At 67.7% G+C, this 19,068-nt stretch carries 18 protein-coding genes; 6 read left to right on the forward strand and 12 right to left on the reverse strand.

All coding sequences use genetic code 11. From position 1 onward, the window contains the following. The first annotated feature begins 279 nt into the window (after positions 1 to 279). Positions 280 to 807, forward strand: coding sequence for a hypothetical protein (locus AB0B82_RS29885; protein WP_360175894.1), 528 nt, complete (start codon positions 280 to 282; stop codon positions 805 to 807). 226 nt (positions 808 to 1,033) lie between these two features. On the opposite strand, the gene AB0B82_RS29890 is transcribed toward AB0B82_RS29885, so the two are convergent. Further along, on the reverse strand, positions 1,034 to 1,984 hold the full coding sequence (locus AB0B82_RS29890; protein WP_360175897.1) for a hypothetical protein: 951 nt from the start codon (positions 1,982 to 1,984) through the stop codon (positions 1,034 to 1,036). 221 nt (positions 1,985 to 2,205) lie between these two features. Here AB0B82_RS29890 and AB0B82_RS29895 point away from each other — a divergent pair, with 221 nt between their 5' ends. Then, positions 2,206 to 2,661 carry a GNAT family N-acetyltransferase gene (locus tag AB0B82_RS29895; RefSeq protein WP_360175900.1) on the forward strand — a complete coding sequence of 152 codons (456 nt, stop codon included), beginning with the start codon at positions 2,206 to 2,208 and terminating at the stop codon, positions 2,659 to 2,661. Here AB0B82_RS29895 and AB0B82_RS29900 read toward each other — a convergent pair. Genes AB0B82_RS29900 through AB0B82_RS29910 form a run of 3 tightly spaced genes read right to left on the reverse strand, consistent with a single transcriptional unit; the run spans position 2,654 to position 6,083 of the window. Then, entirely contained in the window at positions 2,654 to 3,592 is a 939-nt protein-coding gene (locus AB0B82_RS29900; protein ID WP_360175903.1) for a neutral zinc metallopeptidase, read from the reverse strand. The two genes, AB0B82_RS29895 and AB0B82_RS29900, sit on opposite strands and share 8 nt — an antisense overlap. Further along, positions 3,592 to 4,872 carry a neutral zinc metallopeptidase gene (locus AB0B82_RS29905; protein WP_360175906.1) on the reverse strand — a complete coding sequence of 427 codons (1,281 nt, stop codon included), beginning with the start codon at positions 4,870 to 4,872 and terminating at the stop codon, positions 3,592 to 3,594. Before AB0B82_RS29905 ends, AB0B82_RS29900 begins: the two co-directional genes overlap by 1 nt. A gap of 17 nt (positions 4,873 to 4,889) precedes the next feature. Beyond that, positions 4,890 to 6,083 carry a neutral zinc metallopeptidase gene (locus AB0B82_RS29910; protein WP_360175909.1) on the reverse strand — a complete coding sequence of 398 codons (1,194 nt, stop codon included), beginning with the start codon at positions 6,081 to 6,083 and terminating at the stop codon, positions 4,890 to 4,892. Positions 6,084 to 7,431: 1,348 nt separating this feature from the next. Between AB0B82_RS29910 and AB0B82_RS29915 the strand changes: the two genes are divergently transcribed. The 4 genes from AB0B82_RS29915 (at position 7,432) to AB0B82_RS29930 (ending at position 10,775) form a co-directional block, all read left to right on the forward strand. Then, positions 7,432 to 8,160: a methyltransferase domain-containing protein gene (locus AB0B82_RS29915; RefSeq protein ID WP_360175912.1), complete on the forward strand. Its 729-nt coding sequence runs from the start codon at positions 7,432 to 7,434 to the stop codon at positions 8,158 to 8,160. A 97-nt stretch (positions 8,161 to 8,257) separates the two neighbouring features. Beyond that, positions 8,258 to 8,680, forward strand: coding sequence for a hypothetical protein (locus AB0B82_RS29920; RefSeq protein ID WP_360175915.1), 423 nt, complete (start codon positions 8,258 to 8,260; stop codon positions 8,678 to 8,680). Between the two features lie 375 nt (positions 8,681 to 9,055). Beyond that, positions 9,056 to 9,601, forward strand: coding sequence for a TetR/AcrR family transcriptional regulator (locus tag AB0B82_RS29925; protein WP_360175918.1), 546 nt, complete (start codon positions 9,056 to 9,058; stop codon positions 9,599 to 9,601). Position 9,602: 1 nt separating this feature from the next. Next, positions 9,603 to 10,775, forward strand: a complete 1,173-nt coding sequence (locus AB0B82_RS29930; RefSeq protein ID WP_360175920.1) for an FAD-dependent monooxygenase — start codon at positions 9,603 to 9,605, stop codon at positions 10,773 to 10,775. Between the two features lie 117 nt (positions 10,776 to 10,892). Here the strand turns inward: AB0B82_RS29930 and AB0B82_RS29935 are convergent, their stop codons facing one another. The 8 genes from AB0B82_RS29935 to AB0B82_RS29970 form a co-directional block, all read right to left on the reverse strand. Beyond that, positions 10,893 to 11,387, reverse strand: a complete 495-nt coding sequence (locus AB0B82_RS29935; protein WP_360175923.1) for a class E sortase — start codon at positions 11,385 to 11,387, stop codon at positions 10,893 to 10,895. Positions 11,388 to 11,756: 369 nt separating this feature from the next. Beyond that, positions 11,757 to 12,293 (reverse strand): MOSC domain-containing protein, encoded by a 537-nt coding sequence (locus AB0B82_RS29940; protein WP_360175926.1) that lies wholly within the window; start codon positions 12,291 to 12,293, stop codon positions 11,757 to 11,759. Positions 12,294 to 12,296: 3 nt separating this feature from the next. Next, a complete protein-coding gene (locus tag AB0B82_RS29945) occupies positions 12,297 to 13,046 on the reverse strand; it encodes an aminoglycoside 3'-phosphotransferase (protein ID WP_360175929.1) in 750 nt (249 codons plus the stop codon). Next, positions 13,027 to 14,502 carry an arylsulfatase gene (locus AB0B82_RS29950; RefSeq protein WP_360175932.1) on the reverse strand — a complete coding sequence of 492 codons (1,476 nt, stop codon included), beginning with the start codon at positions 14,500 to 14,502 and terminating at the stop codon, positions 13,027 to 13,029. Before AB0B82_RS29950 ends, AB0B82_RS29945 begins: the two co-directional genes overlap by 20 nt. Beyond that, positions 14,499 to 15,503: a LacI family DNA-binding transcriptional regulator gene (locus AB0B82_RS29955; RefSeq protein ID WP_360175935.1), complete on the reverse strand. Its 1,005-nt coding sequence runs from the start codon at positions 15,501 to 15,503 to the stop codon at positions 14,499 to 14,501. Before AB0B82_RS29955 ends, AB0B82_RS29950 begins: the two co-directional genes overlap by 4 nt. A gap of 17 nt (positions 15,504 to 15,520) precedes the next feature. Then, complete coding sequence (locus AB0B82_RS29960) at positions 15,521 to 16,396, reverse strand: carbohydrate ABC transporter permease (protein ID WP_360175938.1); 876 nt, start codon at positions 16,394 to 16,396, stop codon at positions 15,521 to 15,523. After that, positions 16,393 to 17,346, reverse strand: coding sequence for an ABC transporter permease subunit (locus AB0B82_RS29965; RefSeq protein ID WP_360175941.1), 954 nt, complete (start codon positions 17,344 to 17,346; stop codon positions 16,393 to 16,395). The genes AB0B82_RS29960 and AB0B82_RS29965 overlap by 4 nt, the downstream gene beginning before the upstream one ends. Before the next feature lie 3 nt (positions 17,347 to 17,349). Then, positions 17,350 to 18,945, reverse strand: a complete 1,596-nt coding sequence (locus tag AB0B82_RS29970; protein WP_360175944.1) for a sugar ABC transporter substrate-binding protein — start codon at positions 18,943 to 18,945, stop codon at positions 17,350 to 17,352. Between the last annotated feature and the right edge of the window lie 123 nt (positions 18,946 to 19,068).

Consider the following 19,068-nt stretch of genomic DNA (forward strand, 5'->3'; position numbering starts at 1 on the left):
GGTCCCGCAGGGTGTCGACTCACCCCTCACCCCTCACCCCTCACCCCTCACCCCTCACCCCTCACCCTCGCCCTCGCCCTCGCCCTCGCCCGACAATCGCGCACCCGCTGCCCGTCGAACGTCGCAGCAAGCACTGCGCCGAGTCGTGGAATTTGGCTCCTGCCGCCAGCCAAAACTCACGACTCGCGGGCGGGCACGACAGCCAAACGCCACGACTCGACACACTCAGATCATCGGCAAGGTTTGCGCGAGCTCAGCTTAGGATGTAATCATGATTACATGAGTACGACGACGGAGCAGGAAAAGGTGCGGGGGTGGCTGACGGGGCGGCTGCCTCGGGACTGGTTCGAAGGGGAACTCGAACTGGAGATCGACCGGGACGAGATCCTGATTGTCGGCCGGATCCCCGCGCCGGAGCAGAAGAAGGACGTCAGCGCCGCCGAGCGGTCCGCGGCGGAGGGCGGTCGGATCAAGCAGTTCCGCGAGGACACCCGGGAGCGCCGCATCGAGATCGCCCGCGAACTCGAACACGCCGCCCGCCGCAAGGTCGCCTGGGGTGTGCGGTGCGGCGAGACCCGCACGGTCTTCACCTCGCTGTCCGCGCCGGTGATGACCCGACTCCGCCAGCCCGAACGCCAGGTCCTCGACACCCTCGTCGACGCCGGCGTCGCGCGTTCTCGCAGCGACGCCCTCGGGTGGTGCGTCAAGCTCGTCGCCCAGCACAGCGAAACCTGGCTCGCCGACCTCCGCGAAGCCATGACCAAAGTCGAAGAAATCCGCAAAGCCGGCCCCGACGCCACCCGCTGACAGTTCGCCGGGCTGACCTCGCCGTACGACGACGACCGTCCCGCCCACCGATCCCCGCACGCGCCCCGCCCACCGATCCCCGCCCACCGATCCCCGCACGCGGCCGGCCCAACCGGCCCCGCCACGCACCACATCCGACCGCCCCACAAAGTCCAGGGCGGTCCTGCGGCCGGGACATGGGGCGGGCGGCAACCCGGTGGGGTTGCCGCCCGTTGAGGAGGTGTCGTTACTGGCCTTGTTGCCAGTTGGTGGGACGGGTGCCGTTGGAATAGCTGCCGCTGGTGTGGGCTGGGTGTTGTTCGGGTTGGGTGGGCTGCTGGTAGTTGCTGTCGTACCCGCTTTCGTAGTTGCCCTGGTATCCGGCCTGACCGCCGGCGCCGCTGCCCTGGTACGCGCCATCGCCGCCCTGATAGGCCTCGCCCGTAGCGCCGCCCTGATAGGCCTCGCCGGTAGCGCCGGCCTGGGCCTGGTATCCCGCCGCAGCGCCATCGGCGGAGGCAGCAGAAGAACTGGCAGGCTTGTTGATGGTGTTCTTGTCGAACAGGTTGCTCAGTGCACGCCCGGCCATCTCCCGGCCCCCGAGGCCGAAAGCGAGCCCGAGGGCGAGGGCCGCGCCCGCGAGGACGATCAGCAGGGTGTTGCCGGTGAGTTGGACCGCGACACCGAGCTGGGTGAGCGCGGCGAAGGCGGCGTACACGAGGACCGCGTACCGGGCGACCTTCGCGAGGGTTTCGTTGCCGGTGGCGCCGCGGATGATCGCGGCCAGGAAGTTGGCGAACAGCGCCGCCAGGCAGACGATCACGATCGCCGCGAAGATCCGCGGGATGTAGCCGAGCATGTCGCTCATGAAGGCCGAGATCTCGGGGACGCCGAGCGCGGAGGCGAACATCGTGAAGCTGATCAGGAACACGAACCAGAAGACGACCTTGCCCAGCATCGCCGAAGCGGTCAGCCCCGTGCCCGACCGTTGCAGCACACCGGAGACGCCGGCTCGTTCCATCCAGTTGTCGAAGCCGACCCGGCCGAGCAGTTTGCCGACCAGCTTTCCGAGGATCTTGGCCACGAAGTAGCCGACGACCAGGATGACCAGGCCGCCGAGCAGGTTCGGGATGAACGACAGCAGTTTGCCGAACGCGTCCTCGAACGGTCCGGTGAAGTCAATCGCTAACGCTGACATCGGATGTACCTTTCGGACTGGGCCCGCATCCGCTGTCGGCGCATGACTGCACCAACCCCGGCACGGGCGGATGCAGTGGTGTCCAGCCCCACCCGTACCCTCCGATGCCGAAGGCAAACAACGGTCCTCCGAAGAGTGTTTGCACCTGGCAATCACCGTTCGGCAGCGCCGGTGATTACCCCGGCAGCTGAAGCGTTTCAGTGGTTTGAAATCCTGGCGCCATGACCGATGTGCAGATCCGCCGCGCCACCGCCGCCGACGTCGCGGCGATCGTCAAGCTGATCGCCGACGACCAGCTCGGCGCCACGCGCGAGTCGCTCGACGACCTGACGCCGTACCTGGCCGCGTTCGAGCAGATCGACGCCGACCCGAACCAGCTGCTGATGGTTGCTGTTCGCAACGATGAGGTGATCGGCACGCTGCAGCTGACAATCATTCCGGGGCTGTCGCGGCGCGGTTCGACCCGCGGCCTGATCGAGGCCGTCCGGGTCGCCGCCGAAGCTCGCGGGTCCGGCCTCGGCGGCATGCTGATCCGCTGGGCGATCGAGGAGTCCCGTGCCCGCGGCTGCAGCCTCGTCCAGCTCACGTCGGACAAGACCCGCACCGACGCCCACCGCTTCTACACCAACCTGGGCTTCACCGCGTCCCACGAAGGCTTCAAACTGAAGCTCAGCTGACGCGCTTCGCCGGTGCGGTGAACGTGGCACAGGACTGCGGACTCGCCGATTCGAACGCGCGCAGCGTCCAGTAGGCGTGGCTCTTGCGTGAGCCGTGATCGCGGACGTTGTCCTTCGAGTACTCGTCCCCCACGTGCCGTACGACGTAGCGCCAGGCATCCAGGCGCCGCCCGGACAACTGGAAGGTCGCCTTGTTGGCACCGAGGAACGCCGCCCCGAAACAGCTCGCCTGCAACTCCTTGCGCCGGAACACCTCCAGCTGACCGGCCTCCGACTTTCCCCGCAGCAACTGCGGGTACAGCGCCAGAATGCCGACCGACCGCTGCACGTGATGCCCGTACTCGTGCGCGATCATCTGCTGAAAGTCGACCGTGTTCCGGGTCGAGTCGCTACTGTCCAGCACGGAGTCCACGTCGAAGCAGATCTTCCCGCTGAAGCCGCTCCAGTGGTAGTACGCCGCGGCCCCCTTCGGCGGATCTGCGCATTCCGGCGGCGCCGACGAGGCACGCTTGTCCGAGTACGCGAACACCTCCGGCGGCGTCAGTACCGCATCGGCCTTCTCCACCATCGGGGCCCACGCCTTGTCCATACAGGCGATCAGACTCTTGGCGTGCGCAACCATCCGGGCCGGTGTCGACAGGTCCGCCCGCGCCAGCACGCACCGTACGGTAGGCACCTTGCCCGCGATGTAGAGCTTGTTGCGCAGCACCCCGTCGGTCATCTCGTACTCCGGCGGGATCGACGTCGTACTCGCGGTCGCCCTCGGCACCGGCGTCACGGCAGGTGTCGGCGTCATCGAAGGAGTAGCGGCAGCAGTAGCAGACACCGTCGGACTCGCCACGACCGCGACCGGGACCGCATTCCCACAGCCCGTCAGCGCCAGTACGGCGACACTCACCAACGCCGGCGCCCACGCGCGGCGGTGGCTCATCAACCGACCTTCGCGGACGGCGCGGTAAAGGTGTTGCAGGACTTCGGGTCGCCGGAGGCGAAGGCCGGTTCGGTCCACAGCCAGTGGCTCTTGCGGGAGCCGTGGTCGCGGACCTTGTCCTCGCTGTATTCGTCGCCGCTGTGCTGCATCTCGTACTCCCACACCCGCAGCTTCTGGCCGGACAGCCCCAGCGCCTTCTTGTTCGCGCCGAGGAAGGCCGCGCCGAGGCAGCTGGCCTGCAACTCGGTCCGGCGGCTCCACTCGAGCTTCTCCGCCTCCGTCTTCGCCCAGCCCTCGCGCGACCACGAGGCGGTCAGCATCTCGGTCAGGTTCTGCACGTGGTGGCCGTACTCGTGGGCCATCGTGTCGATCATCCAGACCCGCGCCGCGAGCGGATCCGACTTGTAGAACTTGGCGTCCTCTTTCCAGCTGATGTTGATGCTCTCGTCGGCCGGACAGTAGTACGCGACGTCCTTCTCACCGGTGCAGGCGTTGGCCGCGACCTGGTTGGTCTGCAGCACCACCTTCGGGGAACGGAACGGGTACCCGGCCTTCTTCAGCACCGGCTCCCAGGCCTTGTCCAAGCAGGGCAGCAGCGCCCGGTAGTACCGGAGGATGGCGGACTGCGAGTCCGGTTTGATCGCCGGCTCCTGGCAGCTCACGGCCGCGACCTTGCCGGCCGCGTAGATCTCGTTCTGACGCAGGCGAACCAGGTCCGGTACGACGGACGCGGTCACCGTCACCGTGACGTCGGGCGGAATGGGCAGCGGCGCCTCGGACTTCTTCACCGACGGCTGCGAGAGCGGGCGCTGGACGCCGTACGAGTCGACGAGTTTGAACCCGCCGACCGCCGCGGCGGTGAGCATCAGGACGACCAGCACCGACAAACCGGCCACGATCGGCCGCGAGTACTGCCGCCGCGGCACGCCAGTATCCACGTACCCGACCTTCGGCGGCTCGGACGTGTACTGCGCGCCGGCGCGCGACGGGTGCGAGCTCCAGCCGGACGGGCGTGCACCGCCCGCGCGACGGGTACCGGTCAGCGGCGCGAGCGGGGCACCGGTGAGCGGAGCGGTCGGTGGTCCGGAGTACTCACTCTCGACGTCGGGGTTCGTGGGCAGCGGCCGCGCCTTCTGCCGCACCGTCGAGTCGCCGAACGACGACGGAAGTGCCTTCCCCGGACCGGCCGATTGGGCGCTGCTCAGCACCAACGGCCGCGAACCGGGCGCGGATTCGCCGCCGGACGTGGATCCGGGCGTACCCTCCTCGGTGTCAGACATCGATCGTTCCCTCCCGCTCAGCTGACCTTGGCGGACGCTGCGGCGAACGTGTTGCAGGATCCCGGGTCGGTGGTGGTGAAGCCCTGGTTCATCCACGCCGCCAGGCTCTTGCTGGAGCCGTGGTCGCGGACCTTGTCCTCGGTGTTCTCGTCGCCGCGCCGCTGAATCAGCCCGTTCCACTGGCGCAGCAGTTCGCCGCGGAGCGGGAAGCTCGCCTTGGCCGCACCGAAGAACACGCCGCCGAAGCAGTACGCCTGTAGTGCGGCACGCCGCTGCATCTCGAGCTGGGCGTTCTTGTTCGCGGCGGTGTCGGCGAGGTTGTCGGCGGCGTCGGCCATCCCGGTCAGATTCTGCACGTGGACGCCGTACACGAAGCCGAGGGACTGCGCCATCTCGGCGCGGATCTCGGCTTTGTTCTTCGGGTAGTCCTCGACGATGTTCTGCCACGGCATGGTCGCGCTGCCGCCGTGCTCGTCCTGGCAATACAGCGCGAGCTCGTGCTGGACGCCGCACGCGGTCTCGTCACCGTCGTCGAAGATGATCAGGTTCGGCGAGCGGAACTGGAAGCCGGCCTTGGCGACGATCGGCTCCCAGGCCTTGTCCATACACGCGATCAGCGCCACGTAGTACGAGCGGACGTTCTCCTTGGAGGTCGGGCGGAACGCGGGCTCCTGGCACTTCACGGCCGCCAGCCGGCCCGCCGCGTAGATCCCGTTCTTCCCAACGATGTCGGCGTCCGGCGTACCCTGGGCGATCGGTCCGCGGGACGTCGTCGCGCTGTCGCTCGGCTGGAGGCCCGGCGTCACCAGCGGGTTCGCGACGAATCCGTCGTACGACGAGATCACCTTCACCGCGAAGGTCGCGACACCGCCGACGAGCAGCAGTACCGCGACGACCATCATGGCGACCAGGGCCTTCGAGCGCTTCTTCGGGACGAACAGCACCGGTTCGGGATGGAACACCTCCCGGTACGCGGCGCGAGCCTCGGCCGGCGGCGGACCGAGCCGGCTGCCGGACAACGTCGTACGGCGGGAGTCCAGGCGGGAACCGCTCAACTGCGGCGCGGGCGGAGGCGCCTCACCGCCGAGCCTCGGCGTGGGCGCGGCCAAAGGCGCCGAACTGCTCGAGGCGCCCGCGGCGTCGCTCGGGCCTTGCTCCCCCTCGCCGCCGGGCAGGAAGTGACCAGGCTTGGGTACTGGCTTGTCCGCCATGTGTCTCCGTTCCCCCAGTACCGACCCGTTGCCGGTCCCACCCATCGAAAAGCCGGCACACCCCCAGTGCAGCCGACCGCCGGCTGATATTACGGCCTGGTCCGCCATCCGGGAACCCGCTTTGCAGCTATTGACACCGTTCCGCGACCGGGCACACGCACAGTGACAATCCAACTACAACGCTCGAACCGTCCCCAACCGCACGGCACGCCGGCGCCCGCACCGCAGGACACGAACTGGCGGGCTTGAACAGGAAACGGTGCGCTTGGCCAGGAAGCGGTGCGCATGAACATGAGCGGTGGGCATGAACAGCAGGCGGTGCGCTTGGACAGGAGGCAGTGCACTTGGACAGGAAGCGGTGCGCTTGAACAGCAGACGGTGCGCTTGAACAGGAAGCGGTGAGCTTGAACAGGCACCGGTGGGTGAGCACCTGTTATTACCTGTCCACACCCCCGCGAGGGGGTCCAGCGCAACCCGACCACCCGCCGAAACCCCGCGCCAACCTCCCCCACCGGCTCGGTTGCCGGGGGCTTGAACAGGAAGCCGTGGGTGAGCACCTGTTATTACCTGTTCACAGCCCCGCGAAGGGGTCCAGCGCAACCCGACCACCCACTGAAACCCCCTGCGCCGACCTCCCCTGCTGGCTCAGTTACCGAGGGCTTGAACAGCGACCGGGGCGTGGTGACCCGTTATTACCTGTCCACACCCCCGCGAGGGTCCAGCGCAACCCAACCGGCCGCCGAAACCCCGCGCCAACCCTCCCCCACCGGCTCGGTTGCCGGGCGCTTGAACAGGAAGCGGTGGGATCGAACAGGCACCGGTGGGTGAGCACCTGTTATTACCTGTTCACAGCCCCACGAAGGGGTCCAGCGCAACCCCGACCACCCGCCGAAACCCCGCGCCAACCTCCCCCACCGGCTCGGTTGCCGGGGGCTTGAACAGGAAGCCGTGGGTGAGCACCTGTTATTACCTGTTCACAGCCCCGCGAAGGGGTCCAGCGCAACCCCGACCACCCACTGAAACCCCCTGCGCCGACCTCCCCTGCTGGCTCAGTTGCCGAGGGCTTGAACAGCAACCGGGGTGTGGTGACCTGCAATTTCCTGTTCAAGGACCCGGGTGGCTGTCCACCCCCCCAACAACTGGCTTCGGCGCGCCTCGATGCGGCCGCAACGGGCTGCAGCGCAACGGGCTGCGGCCGCAACGGGCTGCAGCGCAACGGGCCGCGGCGCGGCTGACTGCAGCGCAACGAGCTGCGGCGCGGCGGGCTGCGGCGCAACGAGCTGCGGCGCGGCTGGCTCTGTCCGGTAATGGCTGGCTCGGGCGACGGCCAGCTCCTAACCTGTTGCGCGTGGTTGACCTGAAGCACGACGACTATCCCCGGGCGAGCGCGTACGACGCGGACTGGCTGCTGGCCGGCGACATGGGCCCGAATCCGCTGTGGCTGCTCGAAGACCTGGCCCGCGATCTCGACCTGCAGCCCGGCATGCGGGTGCTCGACCTGGGTTCCGGGAAGGGCGCTACGGCGGCATTCCTTGCCAAGGAGTACGGCGTTCAGGTCTGGGCGGCCGATCTGTGGGTGGATCCGACGGACGCGGCCGCGCACATCGGTAATCCGGACGTGGTGACGCTCAAGGCGGAGGCTCACACACTGCCGTTCGCGCAGGGCTTCTTCGACGCGATCGTGTGCATCGACGCCTACGAGTACTTCGGTACCGCCGACAATTACCTGGCCTACATCACGAGCTTCCTCCGCCCCGGCGGGCAACTCGGCGTCGCGACTCCTGCTCTGCGTGAGGAGATCCGCGACCTCGGCAAGATCCCGGAGCACGTCAAGCAACTCGTCGGATGGGAGGCACTCGCCTGGCACACCGCGGACTGGTGGCGATTCCAGTGGGAGATCACCGAACTCGTCGACGTCACTGCCGCACGTTTGCAGCCGAACGGCTGGGCCGACTGGACCCGCTGGGCGCACGCGGTCTCGGAGTACCGCGGCGAGCGCGACGGCGCCCTCGACATGCTCGAAGCCGACGCCGGCCAGTATCTGACCTTCGCGATCCTCGCCGCCCGGAAACGCTGACCTGGCATGCTGGGGGCATGAACGAGCGGAGCGAGTTCATCGTCAACCACAGCGCGATCTGTGCCTCACCGGCGCCCGGAGCGAAGCGAGGACGCGGATGAGTTGGGCTGTCTATGCGATGCGCGGGCCAGGAGGCGTACGGCGTCTCGACGACGTACCGGTCGACTACGAGCCGCCCTCGGTCGGTACCTCGACCGATGTGGTCGCCGCGGTTCGGGAGGTGGTACCGGATGTCGACGCGAGCAAGCCGTCCTGGCTGACCGTGAAAGGTCCCGACTACGACGTCGAGATGACGATCGGCAAGGGCGTCGAGGTACGCGACATCACCTTCTACCTGAACGACGGCCCGCGATCGATCCCGATCGTCCTGGAGATCAGCAAGCGGCTCGGCGTCACGCCGTACGACACCGAATCCGGCGATTTCCTCACCGAGGAGTCCCGCCCACCGGTACCGCCGCCGATGGAGCCCGACGAGATCAAGATGAACAAGCCGAAGTGGTGGAAGTTCGGCCGCAAGTAGCATCGCACCGTTCGACGGCGGCGCTGCTACAGGTCCTGCACCCGACGCTGCTGCACATACTGCGCACGGCTGCTGCTCCGCGTATTGCTCGCGGGTAGTACTCCGCGTACTGCTCGCGGGTAGTGCCGCGCGAGCAGCTCGCGGGTACTACCGCGCGTACTGCTCGCGGACAATAGCGCGAACCGCTGCTGCATGCACTACACGCGGCATGGCTCCACCCGTACTGCGTACCGGCGGAGCCGTGCGTGGAGCGCGCGGTGGTGCTGCGCGTTTGATGCCCTGTGGTGCCGCGCATCTTCGGACCGGTTGCGTCGGCGCTGGTGGTCGCCGTACGATCAGGACGATCGTACAGGACGATCGCCCTGGAGGAGGATGATGGCGCCGACAGCGAAGCAAGGCCAAGAAGTACGGCGACGGTTGCTGGCGGCCGCCGCCGAACTGATCCCGGAGCGCGGGTGGTCCGCGGTGAGCACCCGAATCCTGGCCGACCGCGCCGGCGTCACGCCGAGCGTCGTGCACTACCACTTCTCGTCGATCCAGGACGTCCTGGTCGAGGCGGCGATCGGCACGATGCGCGAGGTCGTCGCGGCGACCGACTTCACCGCAGCCGCCGACCCGGGCGCCGCCGTTGACGCGATGATGGCCGCCCTGGAGAAGTACGACGGGACCGATCCGACGTCGCTGCTCTTCATCGAGACCTACCTGGCCGCGACCCGCGACGAACGCCTGCGCGCGCAAATCACCGACGTGGTCACGGAGTTCCGCACCCGCGTCGCCGACTGGCTGGCGATCCACCAGGTGCCCGACGCGCCCGCGACCGCCGCCGTACTCGCCGCCACGATCGACGGTCTGATGCTGCACCGAGCCCTTGAGCCGGATGTTCCCGCTCCCATCGCCGTACTCCGTAGGCTGGTGAGCTGAGATGCACGCGATCATCTGCGGCGCCGGCATCGCCGGACTCGCGCTGGCGAACCGCCTGTCGACCCTCGGCCAGGACGTCACCGTCCTCGAACGCAGCGCCGGCCCACGCACCCAGGGCTACATGATCGACTTCTTCGGCCCCGGGTACGACGCAATGATCGCGATGGGACTGCTCTCCGCACTGCGCGAGGTCGCGTACGACGTCGACGAAGCGATCCTCGTCGACGCGGACGGCCGGCGGCGAGCCGGCATCGACATCCGCCAGTTCGCCGAGGGCGACCTGCTCAGCGTGCTGCGGCCCGACCTCGAACAGGTTCTCCGCGATCATCTCCCGAGCGCGGTCGACCTACGGTACGGCGCGTCGGTGGTGGCTGTTACGCCGCGGGAGGACGGTGTGCGGGTCGAACTCGCGGACGGTTCGTCGACCGACGGCGACGTACTGACAGGTGCCGATGGCATCCATTCCACGGTGCGGCAGTCGGTCTTCGGGCCGGAGGCGTCGTACCTGCGGTTCCTCGGCTATCACACCGCGGCGTACACCTTCGACGCGCCGGATATCCATCACGAGGTCGGCGGCCGGTTCTGCCTCACCGACACGATCGGCTGCCAGTTCGGCTTCTACGCTCTCCGCGACGGACGCGTGGCGTCGTTCGCAGTTCACCGGTCGACCGATCCCGGGTTGCCCGCGGATCCGGGTGGCGCGATCCGGTCGGCGTACGCGGACCTCGGCTGGGTCGTGCCGCGGGCACTCGACGCCTGCCCGGAGCCGGATCAGCTCTACTACGACCAGGTCGCCCAGATCGTGATGCCGCGGTGGAGCAAGGGGCGAGTCACACTGGTCGGCGATGCGTGCGGTGCCGTCTCGCTCCTGGCCGGCCAGGGCGCGTCGCTAGGCATCGCCGGGGCGTACGTTCTGGCCGACAGACTGGTGAGCTCCCCAACAATCGAGTCCGCCCTCGCGGACTACGAGCAAGCCTGGCGCCCCGTCGTCGAGGAAAAGCAAAAGGTGGCCCGCTCAGCCGCACGTTGGTTCCTCCCAGCCTCACGAACCGAGCTGCACACCCGCCGCATCCTCCTGCGAGTCCTGCGCCTCCCCGGCCTGCGCACCCTGCTCCCCACCGCCCTCGCCGGCAAACCAACAACCCTCATCCGAGACCTGGCCGCCACCCACTGAGCACCCCACGACAACCAAGCCCCGACCCGACACCCACACCCATCCAGCCGACGACGCCCATCCCAGGACGTCCCTGCTGATCACCGGCGGTCCGGAAGGCCGCAGCCGAGTCGGTGATCAGCGGGTGGCGGCCAGGGTGCCGATCTTGTTGATCCGGTGTTCGGGGTTGCCGAGTTCGTCGTGCCAGAAGTTGCCGGCGGCGTGGTCCTCCGGGGTGGCGCAGGTTGAGATGGTGATCATCGCCTGGGTGGGCTTCGCGCCGGGGTTGCCGGGGACGGCTGCGTTCTGCTGCGCTTTCTCGGCCGGCTTGCGGAACGAGATGGTCATCGTCCGATTCACCACGTAGTCGTACACGGTCCCGCGGGCGGTCACCACGATGTGGTCGCCGTTGCGGAGCTCCGGCAGCCGCAGGAACGGCCGGTTGTGGCTGACCCGGTGCCCGGTCACGATGAAGTTCCCGATCTCGCCAGGTCCGACACCGCCCTCCGGGCCGCGCGGGTTGGCGGCGGCTCCGCCGTCCTGGATCCGGGTGCCGGGGCGATCGTCGGCAGTCCCGGTGTAGGCGACCACCCGCAGGTTGCGTACGCCGATCGCCGGGATCGACATCCGCATCGGCCCAGTGGCCGGCAGCCGAGTCGGCGTGGGTGTTCGGGTAGGCGGCGACGTAGGAGTGGCCGGTGACGGCTTGGTGGCCGACGGACTCGGGCTCGGCGCTTCCGTCGTGGCGGGTGTGGACGGGACAGGCTCGGTGGAAGGCGCGACCGGACTGGACGGTGCAGCCGAACCACCGGTCGGCGCAACATCGCTGCACCCGACCAGCGCCGCCACCAGCAAGAGAGCGCCCGCGAGCCTCACGTTCCGACGATAAGCGCCCCCAGCGAAAGCCGCGAGAAAACCCCGGAAACCGGACAGCACAACAGATGATGCCCCTCGACGTGTACGCAAGTGCCGCCTTGGCGCGCGTGGGTCAGGGCAGGACAGTCAGGGCAGGACGGTCAGGGTGGCTGGGCCCAGGCGGAGGGTGCCGGAGGTGAGGGGCGTGGTGCGGATGCCGCCGCGGCCGCGGAGGGCCTTCATGGCACCAGGGGCCAGGACGGTGTCCATCCAGGCGCAGGGGTTGGCGGGGCGGTTCGCCTGGAAGGTGATGGGGCCGTCGCCGGAGTCGACCACGAACTGACGGCCCTCGTCCCGCGTCCCGTCGGGCAGGCGTTGTGCGGCGAGGTCGTCGAGGCGAAAGCCGCGGACGACGATGTTGCGGCGGGTGCGGAGCGGGTCGAGGGGAGCGGGCAGACCGAGCTTGTCCACCACCTCGTCCAGCGCGGCGGCGTCGATGAAGGTGATGGCCGCGTTCTTGTGGATCGTCTGCCCGAAGTACCGGTCACCCACGATCCCGAGCCCGGCCCGGATCTCGACGACCGAACGTGAGACCGGCTCGGGATCCGGCCGCGGACCGTCGGCGGGACGGCCTTCGTAGGCATGCTGACCGGACACAACAAGCCCGACGATGTCGATGTTCATGGTTCAACCCCACGTGAGCGGATCGAGCAGACGGAAGAACTCAAGACGACGCGGATCCGGTTTCGGCAGACCGTACGCCGTGAAGAACGGACCCGGATCCGCCGACCACTCGTCGTGGACCTGGATCGCCACCAGTGCAAGATCGGAATAGCGGTCGGCCAGACCGAGCCGACCGACGTCGATCAACCCGGTGACCTCCAGCGACGACGGGTCGAAGAAGACGTTCGGCAGACACGCGTCCCCGTGGCAGACAACGGGCTCGAGCACGCTCTCGACATAGGGTTGCTCAGCGACAACCGAGGCAAGCAGCGCTGACGGCGGCACCTGCCGCCACTCGTCGGTGAGGAACGCCGGATTGACCGCACCCCGCCGTACGACGTCGGCCGCCACCGCAACCACCTCGTCCAACGGCCGCTCGAACGGACATCCGTCGAGCGAATGCAGCTCACGGAGCACCACACCGAGCTGACGCATCGCCTGCTCACGAACGCCCGGCGGCAACAGCTCGCCCGGCACCCCGGGCACCGCAGACGTCAGCAAACAAGCGCCAGCTGGGTTCTCGATCCAGTCCACAACAGTTGCTGCAGGCAACCCTGTGTTGGCCAACCACGAGGCCCGGTCCCGTTCAGCGGCCAGCTCAGCAATCCCGGAAGGGCCGCAACACTTGGCGAAAACGTTGTCCCGGCGAAGGACCGTCGTGTCGGACTCACCGACGTCGACGGTGATCCATCCGTTACCCGGCGGCGTCAGCAATGCGCTCCCTCGTGTGCCGCAGAATCGCGGTCACCGGGCGACCGGTCACCAACTTGCCATCGGCAACAAAACCTTCCTCCCGACCGGTCAGATCCTGTATCAACCGCTCCCGCCACAGGTCCCGTAACTCAGGCCGGGCCTTCACCAGGTTCCGCAGTTCACCAGGATCCGCGACGAGGTCGAACAACTGTTCCACACCCCGCTCGGACCCCCAGACGTACTTCGTCCGACCGTCGGTCACCCAATGGATCGACTGCCCGAAATGCAGATGCTCGCCGTGCAACCACTCCCGCAGCGGCACCGACTCACCGCGCAGGAACGGCGCCAGCGACACTCCGTCCACCGACGACGGAATCGGCACCCCGGCCAGGTCGAGCAACGTCGGCATCACATCGCGCAGCTCGACCACCTGATCCACCACACCGCCACGCACGGCTCCATCACCAGCAGAAGCACGATCGGCCATGATGAACGGTACCCGCGCGGACCCTTCGTACGGCACCGACTTCCGGAACATCCGGTGGTCGCCCATCATCTCGCCGTGGTCGGACGTGAAGGCGATGATCGTGTCGTCGTACACGCCGAACTCGACCAGCGCCTCGCGGATCCGGTTGATCTGCAGGTCGATCTGCGCCATCAACCCGTAGTACCCGGCCCGCGCGCGGTGCACGACCCGGTCCGGCAGGTCACCGATCGACGCCTGGTAGTCGCCGTCCTGGCGGAACTCGTCCCAGTCGTCCTCCCAGTCACCGAGCTCACGGCGGTACGGCGGCAGCGCGTCGTACCGGTCGAACGCCCAGGCCGGCGGGTCGTACGGCGGATGCGGGCGATGGAACGACAGATACAAGAAAAACGGTTTCGTGGGATCGCGCCGGTACAGCCACTCGATCGTCTGCGTACCGATCCACGACGTCGGGTGCAGCTCCTCCGCCTTGTCCCACGGCCGCGCGACCACCGAGTTGCAGTTCACGCCGTGGTCGAAGTACTCCGCGTCCGGGGACACCCCCGGCTGCCGCCGCAGCCACGGCACATAGTCGTCGAAGAACCCGAACTGCTGGCGATGCGTCCGCCGCGCGTGGTGCAGGAATCCGTCGTGCAGGACCACGTCGTCGAAACCGAGCCGCGCCCGCTCCGGCCAGACGTGCATCTTGCCGATCGCCTGCGTGTGGTACCCGGCCTTGCGGAACTCGCCCTGCACCGTCACCGGATGTGCCGCGTCGAACGGTACGCCGTCGGTGTACCCGACCCGCCCGTGCCGCTCCTGGGACTGCCCGGTGAACAACGCCGCCCGCGCCGGTACGCACGACGGCGTCGCGGAGTACGCGCGATCGAAGCGCACACCGTTACGCGCCAGCTCGTCGAGGTGCGGCGTCTCGACGTACGGATGACCGGCGCACGACATCGCGTCGCCGCGCCACTCGTCGACACAGATCAGGACGACGTTGGGACGGGTCACGGAACCACCTTCGAGGATTCGCGGACGATCAACTGCCACGGAAAGTCGAACACTTCGCCAGCAGCACCCTCGCGATCGGTCAGCCGGCTGACGATGATCCGCGTCAGCGCCTCGTTGAAGTTCACCGGCCCGACCGTCGACAGCGACGGGTCGAGATGCTCACCTTCCGGCGTGTTTCCGACGCCGACGATCGCGAGCTCCCGCGGTACGTCGATCCGCAGCCGGTGCGCGGCCCGGACCGCGGCGATCGCGGCGAAGTCCGTCGTACAGTAGAGCGCCGTCGGCCGGTCGGGCTTGGTGAGCAGTGCCATCGCGGCCCGGTACGCACCCTCGGGATGCTGCTCGAAGATCTCGATGTGATCGTCGCGAACACGTTTTCCGGCGCCGCGCAGGGTGTTGAGATAGGCGTCGAACCGCGCGAATCCAGTGGTCCGCGAAGTGAGCGCGCCGACGCTGTCGTGGTGCTCGAGCAGGTGCTCCACCGCCAGGTGACAGCGCGGCTCGGCACCGGACCGGATCACGTCGAATCCGCGCGGCTCGAGGGTTTCACCGAAGGCCACGATCTGCACGCCCTGCGCCGCGAATGCCTCCAGCTCCGCCACCTGTTCCGGATCCGGCGACACACTGTCGATGAAGATCACGTCCGGCGTCCGGTTGGACAGTACGGTCCGCCAGTCGCCGTCCGCGACGATCAGCGCGGTCTTCCCGAGCGGCGTCACCGCCGTACTGACGTCCGCCGCGACCGCCTGGGACCAGGGATCGGCCAGCACGCTCAGCGACAGCAGCACCAGGTCCGACTTGCCGGTCCGGATCGCCCGCGCGGCGTCGTTGCGCCGGTACCCGAGCCGCGCCGCGGCCTCGCGGACCCGCTCGGCCGTCGAGTCCTTGATCGTGTGGCTGCGATGCCGCCCGGACAGCACGTACGAGACGGTGGCCACCGAGACACCGGCTTCCTTGGCCACCATGCGCAAGGTCGGCCGCTCAGCCAAAGGTGCGGACATAATCCGATTCTTGCAGATCAGCCCTTGACCGCACCGGTGATCACGCCCTTGGTGAAGTGCCGTTGCAGGAACGGGTACACCATCGCGATCGGAACCAGCGCGACCACGACCACCGCCATCTGCAGCGATTGCGGCTGCGGCGGCGGATGAACGCCGAGCTGATCGGCCGACAGCGACTTGCCCTGCAGCACGTAGGTACGCAGGATCACCTGCACCGGCCACTTCGAGGTGTCGTTGAGGTACAGCAGCGCGTTGAAGAACGCGTTCCAGAACCCGACCGCGTAGAACAGCCCGACCACCGCGATCACCGCCTTCGACAGCGGCATCACAATCCGGCGCAGGATCATGAAGTCACTCGCGCCGTCGATCCGCGCGCTCTCCAGCAGTTCACCCGGCACATTCATGAAGAAGGTGCGCAGTACGACGAAGTTGAACGCGCCGAGTGCGCCCGGGAGGATCAGCGACCACAGGCTGTCGAGCAGGCCCAGCTGCTTCACCACCAGGAACATCGGGATGATCCCCGGCGCGAACAGCAACGTGAACAGCACCATCAGCAGTACCGGCCGTCCGAACAGCACCGGCCGCGACGTCGCGTAGGCGAGCGCGATGGTCACCGCCAGCGCGATCGCCGTACCGACCATCGTGACGAACACGCTGACCAGGATCGCCCGCCCCATCAGGCCGCCGCTGAACAGCGTGTCATACGCCTTGAGCGTCGGATGCGACGGCCACAGTACGTACCCGCCCGCCTTGATGATGTCCTCGTCACTGGCCAGCGACGTCGAGACCACGACCAGGATCGGTACGACGATCGCCAGCGCGAACCCGCCCAGGATCGCGGCCTTGATCGCCTGATACGCCGGCGACGGATTCTCTTTCCACACGGGTCTCATGAGCGCCTCTGGAAGATTCCCGGCTCACCGAGCCGATGCGCCAGCGTGTTGGCTCCCCAGAGCAGCAACGCGCCGACCACACCCTTGGCCAGGCCGGCCGCGGCTCCGCTGCTCCAGTCGCCGCCGACCACGCCGGCGTAGTACGTGAAGGTGTCGAGTACTTCGGCAGCGCCCGGGCCGACCGAGTCTCGCTGCAGGATGAACTGCTCGAACCCGACGCTGAGGATGTCGCCGATCCGCAGGATCAGCAGCAGCACGATGACGGTCCGCAACGACGGCAGCGTGATGTGCCACAGCCGCCGCCAGCGTCCCGCACCGTCGGCCGCCGCAGCCTCGTAGAGGGAGACGTCGACGGTGGTCAGCGCCGCGAGGAAGATGATCATCGCCCAGCCCGCGTCCTTCCAGATCAGCTGCGCGACGACGAGCAGCGGGAAGGTGTCGGGGTTGGTCATGAACGGAATCGGGTCCAGCCCGGCCTGCCGGAGCAGGTTGTTGACGAACCCCGCGCCGCCGAGCGATTGCTGAAACAGCGTCACGACCAGCACCCAGGACAGGAAGTGCGGCAGGTAGGCGATCGTCTGGAACCAGCGCCGGATCCGGTTGCTGACCAACGAGTCGACGATCAGCGCGAGGCCGATCGGCACCGGGAAGAACAGCAGCAGCTGGACGGCGGCGAGCAGCAGCGTGTTCCGCAGCGCGTCCCAGAAGTCCGGGTTGTCGTACAGGTTGACGAAGTTCTGCAGCCCGTTCCACTCGCTGTGCATGATGCCGAGGTACGGCTGGAAATCCTGAAAAGCAACGACATTTCCGAGTACCGGCAGGTAGAAGAACACCAGCAGGAACAGCACGCCGGGGACCATCAGCAGCACCATCTGCCAGTCCCGGCGCCACTTCGCCTGCAGCGGCAGGCCGGTCGCGGCCTGCCGCTTCGAGGAGTTTGCCTTCAGCATCGATCAGGATCCGGTGACCGGGACGCTCGCCGGCAGCACGGCCGCGAACTCGTCGCGCATCTTGTCGCCGCCACCGGACTTCCACCGCTTCAGCGCCTCGTCGTACGCATCGAGCTGCTGCCGGCCGGTGACGATGTCGACGATGGTGTCCCGGAAGGCGGCGGTCAGCTTCGGACCCACCTTGCTCGACGTGTCCGAGTACGTGCCCGCGGTCGGGTTGCGCATCGCGAACTTCAGCAACTGCTGCTCGGTCGCGTAGATCTTCTTGGTGTCCTCGGGGTACGCCGGGTTGAAGATCACGCTTTCCGGCGCGTTCATGATCTGCAGCGCACTGACCAGACCGGGCGCCTGCTGCGTACCAGCCTTGGTCAGCACCGGGTTACCGTTGGCATCGAGTTCGTACTGTTTCCCCTGGACACCGAAGTTCTTCTGCAGGTACTCCTTGGTGCCGAACGGTGCGGACAAGTAATTCATCAACGCCAGCAGCTCGCGGATCCGCCCCTCGTCGGTCTTCTTGAACGGTGTGAAGCCGACCGTCCCATAGCCCATGTCGTACACCGGCTTCGCCTTGCCGTCATGGCCGAACGGGATCATCGTGTCGACGAACAGTGTCGGGTCGAGCGCCCGGAAGTCCGCGGTCGCCCGCGGGCCGACCGTCACCTGGGCGGCAATCTGACCGTTCACCGTCTTCGGCGTGGCGTCGGCCAGGTTGAGGTCCGGGTAGAACACCTTCGCCGCCCAGAGCTTGGCGGCGTACTCGACGGCGGCCTTGTAGTTGTCGGTCTCGTACAGGTGCGTCAGCGACCGGTCCTGGTTCACCCGCCAGCCGTTCGGAGCGCCGAACCACTCGCCGAACATGTGCAGCATGTTGATGATGGCCGGCTCGAGCGCGTAGTTCGTCCCGTTGGTCAGCTCTTTGCACTTGGCAAAGAACTCGTCGGCCGTCGAGCACTGCAGGCCGCCGACCTTGGCCCAGGTCTTCGGGTTGCCCATCATCACCTGCCCGAACGGCGTCGACGGGATCGGTGCGCCCCAGATCTTCCCGTTCACCACCGCGGTCCGCCAGGAGGCCGGCTTCAGCGCGGCCAGGTTCGGGTACTCCAGCACGGCGTCGCCGGACAGGTACGTGGTCAGGTCCTGGAATTTCGCCTCGAGCATCGGGCCGACGTTCGGGATGCCCTGGTTCGGCGGCAGCCACATCAAGTCCGGCAGCGAGTCGCTGGCCAGCAGCGTGGCGAACTTCTCCGGGTAGCCCGGATCCGTGCCGATGGTCAGCCGGAGCTCGCCGCCGAGCGCCTGGTTCAGCGCCTGCCACATCGGGTTGCTGCCCATCGGCGGCGGAGGCGTCGCGAACGTCTCGGTCAGCGCGGTGACCGGACCGGTCAGCGGAGGCTTCTGCACGCTGGCGACCGCATCCGCCGGGAACTTCAGGAATCCGGGCTCGAGCCCGGATTCGGCGCCTGGCAGCTCCGGGTGCAGTCCCTCGAACGGCTTGTGCGTCGGCAACTGCAGCTCGCTCGATGCCTTCGCACCGCCACCCGACGTACCGCCGTCGCCACAGGCCGCGAGCGCCGACGTGGCCACTGCCGCGCCAGTCACCTGCAGAAACCGTCGCCGACTGATCATAGTTGCTCCAAGATTCGAAGAAGTGCTCACTAACACTCACTTAAACGTTAACCGGGACCGTAAACCCGATCCCGCCCTCCATGCAAGGCGTGGGCA

Source organism: Kribbella sp. NPDC048915 (genome assembly GCF_040649595.1).
In the GTDB taxonomy this organism is placed as follows: Bacteria; Actinomycetota; Actinomycetes; order Propionibacteriales; family Kribbellaceae; genus Kribbella.